Origin of the sequence: Nitrosomonas ureae (assembly GCF_900108305.1) — a bacterium.
In the GTDB taxonomy this organism is placed as follows: Bacteria; Pseudomonadota; Gammaproteobacteria; order Burkholderiales; family Nitrosomonadaceae; genus Nitrosomonas; species Nitrosomonas ureae_B.
This window is the reverse complement of the sequence record NZ_FNUX01000047.1, coordinates 1-6590: the sequence shown is the minus strand read 5'-3', so window position 1 is coordinate 6590 and position 6590 is coordinate 1. Positions and strand designations below refer to the sequence as shown.

The window sequence follows — 6590 nt, the reverse complement described above, 5'->3', positions numbered from 1 at the left end:
CAGCGCCATTTTAACATCTTCGGTCGCTATGATCACTAACATACAGTGCATTTATAACTAATATCAAATGCTTAAGGGTTTTTCAGAATCGACTAAGTAGTAGTCAACTTTGAATGGATGATAAGTATATGATCTAATCTTGAATATTGCCTATTTGTAGAACTGATCTATTTGCAATATATTCATAGACTGTCAGGCGGGGCGAATTTTCCGCGGAGATTAGTTATCTTTAATATTTTCCAAGTATCTGTTATAAAGAAATTTTCCAGCGTTACCAGCTATCGGCATCATATAATCCGGGATACTAAAAGCAATTATATTAGGAGAAAATTTGCTTGCTAATTGACGCTGCCGGTTAATTCTGTACAAATTAGCAGGAACCGCACGAAATGTTTTTTTATTGATTGGATAGCCATCAGTTTGACGAAAAATTTCAACAATAACACCTAGCTCTCTCTGATTATCAATAGCAGCTTTCTTAAAAGCTGCAAGATAATCAGGAAGATTGGAGAATGTCAACTTATTCGTCCCTATCCCATCCTGAAATAAAACCAAATTAATCTTCGTTCGCTTGAGTAATTGATTCCAGAATTTATTAAATTCGTTAATTTCGATTTGACCGTTGCAAAATCCTGAGATAGCAATTTGATAACCAGGTGTTAATTTTTCTAATGAGTCACCTAATCGTTCTAAATAGGAAAATAAGAGCTCTTTTTTGTAATCGTCTTTCCAGTTTATATCATCCACTTCTTCTGTAATATACCATCCATTGAAAGACTTATAGTTTATAGCGATTGATGTTATTTGATCAGCAGCAAGTTTAGATCGACTCAGCAGATTGTCTAAATAAGTTTTTATATGATTCGAATTTTTAGTAATTTGATTCCAATACTCATAGTCGTGAACTAACCCGATATTAACTTTCATTTCAAATTGCTCGGCTAGTCTTAAAATAGTTTCTAATGGTGGAGTCTTAACAGATTGAAATGTACTACTGAAAAAGAAAGAGCGTGTATCTGCTACTGTCCATTGTAAATATAACTTTGATATCCTCAGCTTTTTAAGATATGAAAAAAAAACTATCCATTTGTTTTCATTCCATTGCCCATGTGAATCTTCAAGAAGCTGTATAAACGTACCTTGAATTGGGTAAATTGGATTTGGGTCTTTTGAAAAAACTGACTGACTGAAAGTTAACGTTATTACTAGAATAAAGCATATCCATATCCAACAAATGTACCTCACACTGGAGTTTTTTGATAAGACGTTATAAGAAGAGCACACTGTAGAAATAGATCTGGTTTCGCAACGGTAAAGAAAGAAATAGTATGTTCTGTTTATTTTTTTATGTGATGTCATTCAATTTATTTAAATTTAAAAAGCATTTTTAGATAGGGCTTGTTAACACTATTTGATATAATATGATAATTGAAATCACCCAAACTCAATATCAACAGATCGAATACTGCATGCCGCGTCAACGCGGTAAATATTAGTTATTTCAATCTGCAAGTTCTCAATGCCAATTTCATGTTGCCGAGCATGACTGCAAGTGGCGAGGACTGCCCAAACGCTTCGGCAATTGGCGCTGGATTTGGGTTACATCCCGGTTGTTCCCCCCAAGGCGAAAAACGATTCGCCTTGGCAATACAATCATCGTGCCATGTACGGAAAGCGCAATGAGATCGAACGATTATTCAGAAGACTAAAGGAATTTAGTTGCATCTTCTCCAGGTTCCTAAAGCTCGATGTCGTCATCATCTCCTTCATCCACTTCGCTCTCATCGTCGAAACAATTAAATTGTGTTAACAGGCCATAGATACCACAATTTATACTTGCGTTTGAAACGTGTCATATGAGTTTTGACATTATCAAGTTAAACCAGACAATCCAGTTAAGCAATCTTCTTCACTCTTTCAATTTCTACCTTATACCGATTTAGCTTCTATACTCAGCTATGAATACAGTCGATGACTGTTTAAAACATGGAAATGTACTTCAACGAATAGTGCTGTGCTACAGAACCGGTTCGGTAATGGCGCAAGTGGATTCGATTCTGTTTAAGGTTGACGAAAAAATTATGTCCAAACATTCTTAAAACAGTTGTTGGTGCAGCTCATACTATCTACCCAAATTGAGTATTTCTAAAAGCTTACTGTACTCCGTGTTGAAATACCCAGTTTGAGCTGTATGATTTACTCCACACATTTTTGCTTCGGTGTCAGTTCTCCATTTCCATCAGTATATTTGCTCTGAGTAACCGGCTCGGTAATCCTTGCTCTACCTTTTCAGCATATTTGTGTGATCTCAAGATACTTCCGACGCCGAATGATCCTGATCCAAATGCCAGATGGATCGAATCCAGTCTAATTCATTCCTTTACTATTCTTACTAGAGTACCAAAATTGATTTTATCATACCACTCCTGTGTCGTTTTGATTCTCATTTTTATCATCTCTAGATTATAATTTAATATCTGAGAATTCCCATTGCATTGAAACCACTGCTAATATTTACAATTCCGGCTTTATAATGAAACAGTAACTCAATATAAGATTTAGGAGCTGAGTGCATAGTCTGATTAAAGTAATATTTAAACGATAGTCCCCCGCCAGCTTCTAAATAAGATAGGTTACTCTCATCTTTTGTCTGAATCCTCCCATCAATTACTGCATGCGGTGTTAATACTATATTTTTCCCAAAATTATAGCTGATCCCTTGACGGGCCTCACCGAAGAAACTCAATACCGCTGGAGACTGAATAAAATAACCTAAATCGCCAAATAAGGTTGTGTAGTTCCAATATTTTTTTCCAAAATTAATATCAAATCCATTCGTCCATCCATACATACCTCTAATTAACCAATTATTTTGGGAATTATCTCCAATTTTAATTAGTTTCTCTGCGCTTAAATTAAAATTGTGTGTTTGAAAGGGTTTATATCGAATTCCTACTGTGGATTGAAATGTTTCTGTATCAACTTTGAATGTATTTGGCTCCATAGACCAGAGCATGCGCGAAAACAATGTGAATGTTCGCCCATCACGCAGTTCAATAATAGAAGGACGATAATTTAATTCAACACCACCTTGAGAAGGAATAACACCGCCAAGTATGCCTGAAGCACCAGTTGAGTTTACGGTATTGTTGTTCTGTCTATATCCAGAATAAATAGTAAAATTAAAATTATCCTCTAATTCCCTCACCTCTCTTTTTAAAGAGCCCAGTTCAATATCTTTATTAATTACATCGGGCTGACTATTACCTAATTGCGCAGCCCTTACATCTATAGCTTTTTTAAACCAGAACTTACTTGCTTGATTATCTGAATTTTTCAAACTCAGATATGCTAAATCTTTATGTAATCCAAGGTCTTCAGGACTTTTCTTTACGGCTTCTTCTAGAGCCTTAATACCTTGATCAGGTTGGTTATTCTTAGAATATGCATAGCCCAAGGCAGCTAAAAAAATTTTATTTTCTTGATCCTTATCCACAGCAAGCTTAAACTGCTCTATGGCTTCTTCCTCCTGTTGAGCGGACTGCAAGTAATTACCCAGCATGTAATGTCGCTCTGCTGTTTCAATGAATTCAAGTGCTCTAGTTTGAACTCTAATTGCATTGGAAAACTGTTTTCTCTTTGCGTACTGTTGAGCGATAAAATCATACCGTTCAGCATTTAATTCCGCAGATAAGCTATTTTTATCAATTAATTTTAGCTGAATTAGAGATTGATCATCATTAAATTCAGAACTTAGCAGCATATTTAGCCTCATTCTGATGATCGGATCATCTTTAATTTGCAAAGATTGCCGCCATCTTTCAGTAGCCTGATCAAATTCTTTTTGACTTACTAAAAAATAACCAAAGGTATCAAGAACTGCTTTTTTCTGTTCGAAGTTATACACATCTTTATCTGCATGCTCAATTGCTTGTTGAAAATAATAATTAGCAATATCGATTTTATTGAGCTTGCCGTTGGCTTGAGCGAAGTTCAATACATTTTCTAAATCATGTTGTTTTGATAATGCAGAACGATACTGCATAAGCGCGTCTTCCCAGCGATCAAAACGAGCATACGCGTTACCAAGAATTCGATTGTTTACCCAGTTTTGCTCATCCATAGACGCCGCTGATCTTAAGTAACCCAGTGTCAATTGCTCTTTTCCCTGCTCAAGATAAAGCAATCCGAGGTTTGTTAGTGCATTGCTCTTTTGTTTTGAATCTAATCCGTTCATCTGAATTAAATGACGATAGATCTCAACTGACTTTTCCCAGTTTCCTAACTTTTTCTCGACTTCCGCCATCATAAATAAAGCATTAATTGTTTCCTTTATTTGTAGACTCTTCTTTAGATAATCTGATGCTTCTTCTAGGCGACCAGCTCCTAAACTCGCCATAGCTGATGAATTTAGTAATTCCAGATCAGTTGATTCAATTTTTGCTGTTAATTCTGCATCAGCTGGATCAATCTTTACTGCATTTTGAAATGCAGCTTTAGCCTCGGCATATTTATTTTGTTGATACAGCAATTCTCCTTTAGTTTGAAATATCGTTTTTTGTTGTTCTTTAGTTGCGTCCGATCGTAGTGCTAAACCCAATGAAAAAAGAGCATTATTTTTGTCGCCACTAGTGATATAAAGATTACTTAACCTGATATATGCTTCTGCACTTTTTTCTTTCTCTAACCAATCGCGATAGACCTGAATGGCTTTCTCAACTTCACCATTATTTTCCAATGCATTCGCTAAAAATTGCATAACCTCACTGGAACGTTTTATCTCAGCAGAATTCTGGAAAGCTTTAGCTGCCATATCATACTGTTTTGCATTATTATAGGAATGTCCTATCAATATGTTAATACGATACAAATCTGATTCTTGTGTCGATTCCGAGAGCAAAACTTCAAAGGATCTGGCTGCGGATAAATAATTTTTGTTTGCAAAAAAAAGGTTGGCTAAGAATTCTTGATCTTGGACATCATAACGCTGTATCAAAAGCGCATGCATCAAATTAATTGCTTTATCCAGATGACCTAAATCGTAATATATGTAAGACAATGATCGTAATATCTCTGGATTGCCTTTATCTATAGCTAATGCCGCTTGAAATGCACTATCTGCCAGATCAGTTTTATGATTTTTTCTATAGAGGTTTCCTAATGTCAAATAAGCCTGCATAGAATCATTTTTACTTTCAGAACGAATCAGCGCCTTATTAAGTGCCTCGGTAGCCAAATCATATTCACCTAGACCTTCTCTTGCCATCGCATTGCGCATGAAATATTTGAAATCTCTTTTTTGAACAGGGTATTGATCCAAAAGACCTAAAGATTGGCGATATGATTTTTGTTCTAGTAAAATAATTAAGGACGCTTCTAGTGCAAATAATTTATCTTCCTCAAGGGCATGGTTACTGGTAATAATTGAATCAAAATCCTTAAGAGCTTGCGTATTATTTTTAGAAGCATTGTGAGCTAAAGCGCGATATAAGAGGAAGAGTACATTATTATCAACCTGTTCTAATGCTAAATTCGTTTGCTGAATCACTTCCTGATACTCTCTGCTTTTGAATAACATTATTACGTAAGCCATTCGCGCTTTAATATCATATGGATCAATCTCGAAGAATTTTTGAAATTCAGCGTTTGACTCAGGATATTTATTCTCATCCATTAGGCGATAGGCTTTATCCAAATGTGGAAAACTACGAAATTTTCGTAATATCGACTCCAAATAACTCTCAGATCGCTCAACATTTAATTCACCTAGATAATATTCTTGCTTAGTTTGATTGGATGTTGGATCAGCAGCATGACTGGTAAAAATTACTAACATAGGCAATATGCTTACTATTCCAACAAAAATTATTCTAAGTCTAAGTATCCAAGTCAAATTCATTTTTCAGTCTTATTATTTAATACCTCAGAAAAGACGACGGCTCATTTGTGTTAACCTTTAATCAGGGCAAAAGGCTGTCGCTGTCGAAAAGCAGAAAGGCAATCTGAAATAGAACTATTTATTTCTCTTTTGTTGAGTAAGCATTCATCTTTCTTTTCATCAAATCACAATGACATGAATAATTTCGTACTCAGAGATAATTACGGGTGATGTTATTTGCTTTTGCTAAAAGTTTCGTTAAATGAATAGTAATTTGTTTTCTGATCTAACCTTTTACATTGGAAAAAAAATAGTTCTTTATGTATCGGAAGTTGTTAAAAGTTTTTATCATCGTGTTCAAATCAATTCACTACATATTTTCTATAATCTCTTCGAGATGAGTCCTTTGGATATAGCCCAATTCGCATAAAATGTCTCCTAATAAGCAAGGTTGTTCTAGTTGCCTTGATAAGGCGTTGTCTATTTGTTCTTTTGTAAGGATCCTTGACGCAATCAAGAACTCTCCCAGTTTAGGTTTAAACACATTCAAAGCATTATCATCTGGATAAACGTGATCAGTTTTATCCCAACCGATCGTTTTTTTAGTTCTTAGATACGGTTCATCCGGCAAGTGCATACTTTCTGGTTCAACCGACAAGAACGTAATTAGTTTCATGCAGCGCCATAATTTTAAGTTTAATGAACTCGATAT

3 protein-coding genes and 1 pseudogene are annotated in these 6590 nt (G+C 35.2%); 1 reads left to right on the top strand and 3 read right to left on the bottom strand.

Going from position 1 to position 6590, the window contains the following annotated elements:
- Positions 1-219: 219 nt before the first annotated feature.
- Positions 220-1359 (bottom strand): DUF4434 domain-containing protein, encoded by a 1140-nt coding sequence (locus C4S39_RS14660; protein ID WP_103967677.1) that lies wholly within the window; start codon positions 1357-1359, stop codon positions 220-222.
- Between the two features lie 217 nt (positions 1360-1576).
- Between C4S39_RS14660 and C4S39_RS16120 the strand changes: the two are divergent.
- Positions 1577-1810: pseudogene (locus C4S39_RS16120) on the top strand (IS5-like element ISCARN85 family transposase); the annotation flags it as partial.
- A gap of 660 nt (positions 1811-2470) precedes the next feature.
- On the opposite strand, the gene C4S39_RS14650 reads toward C4S39_RS16120, so the two are convergent.
- Together C4S39_RS14650 and C4S39_RS14645 are read right to left on the bottom strand one after the other, a co-directional pair.
- Positions 2471-5836: a tetratricopeptide repeat protein gene (locus tag C4S39_RS14650; protein WP_181023843.1), complete on the bottom strand. Its 3366-nt coding sequence runs from the start codon at positions 5834-5836 to the stop codon at positions 2471-2473.
- A gap of 412 nt (positions 5837-6248) precedes the next feature.
- A partial coding sequence (locus C4S39_RS14645; RefSeq protein WP_219817982.1) for a hypothetical protein occupies positions 6249-6590 on the bottom strand: 342 nt, incomplete at its 5' end.

Coding starts and splice junctions, on each gene's coding strand:
- C4S39_RS14660 (WP_103967677.1), bottom strand. CDS start 1,359: ATGACATCACATAAAAAAATAAACAGAACATACTATTTCTTTCTTTAC.
- C4S39_RS14650 (WP_181023843.1), bottom strand. CDS start 5,836: ATGTTAGTAATTTTTACCAGTCATGCTGCTGATCCAACATCCAATCAA.